At 73.5% G+C, this 1,031-nt stretch carries 1 protein-coding gene; it reads left to right on the top strand.

The annotated features are described in order from the left end of the window. Window positions 1–197: 197 nt before the first annotated feature. The coding region (locus K4G64_RS39335) for a serine/threonine-protein kinase (RefSeq protein WP_260461587.1) at window positions 198–1,031 on the top strand (834 nt) is incomplete at its 3' end.

Below are 1,031 nucleotides of genomic sequence, written 5' to 3'. Positions count from 1 at the left end.
CCCCGGGGCGCGGGCCCGATCCAGCCGCCCCCGTCGCCCCAGCGCCCCGCCCCGGCCCGCATCGACCAGGTCCGTGCCGAACTCGACGAGCTCAGCGACTACCTGCGCCGGCGCGAGGGAGAAGGCAACCGGGACGGCAACCACGAGAGCGGACGGTGACCGTGACGGGAGGACGTGTCGTCGCGGGGCGCTACAAACTGTCCGCCGTCCTCGGGCAGGGCGGCATGGGCCAGGTCTGGACGGCGTACGACCAGCGGCTCGACCGGCGCGTGGCGGTGAAGCTGCTGCGCCCCGACAAGGTGGCCGGCCAGGACGCGGAGGAACTGCGGCGCCGTTTCGTGCGGGAGTGCCGGGTGACCGCCCAGGTCGACCACCCCGGCCTGGTCACCGTGCACGACGCGGGCAGTGAGGGCGAGGAGCTGTTCCTCGTCATGCAGTACGTCGACGGCGCCGACCTCGCCGACCACCTCGCCGAGCACACTCCGTACCCCTGGCAGTGGGCGGTCGCGGTCGCCGCGCAGTTGTGCGCCGTACTGAGCGCCGTGCACGCGGTGCCGATCGTCCACCGCGACCTCAAGCCGCGGAACGTGATGGTGAAGCAGGACGGCACGGTCACCGTCCTCGACCTCGGCGTCGCCTCCGTCATGGACGCGGACACCACTCGCCTCACCCACACCGGCACGCCCATCGGCTCGCCCGCCTACATGGCCCCGGAGCAGGCGATGGGCGGCGCGGTCGGCCCCTACACCGACCTGTACGCGCTCGGTGTGGTCCTGCACGAACTGCTCAGCGGCGACGTCCCCTTCTCCGGCTCCACGGCCCTCGGCGTCCTGCACCGGCACCTGTACGAGCCGCCGGTGCCCGTACGCCGCATCCGGCCCGAGGTCCCCGAGGCCCTCGAGGCGCTCGTCCTGCGTCTCCTGGCCAAGGATCCGCAGCACCGGCCCGCCTCCGCACAGGAGGTCTACGAACACCTGGAGCTGCTCCTGCCCGCGCGCGGGACGCCCACCGGAGCGGCCCTCGACCCCACC

Origin of the sequence: Streptomyces sp. WAC04114 (genome assembly GCF_019733245.1) — a bacterium.
In the GTDB taxonomy this organism is placed as follows: Bacteria; Actinomycetota; Actinomycetes; order Streptomycetales; family Streptomycetaceae; genus Streptomyces; species Streptomyces massasporeus_A.
Note: the sequence above shows the minus strand (reverse complement) of the source record. Positions and strands in the feature narration are given on the sequence as shown.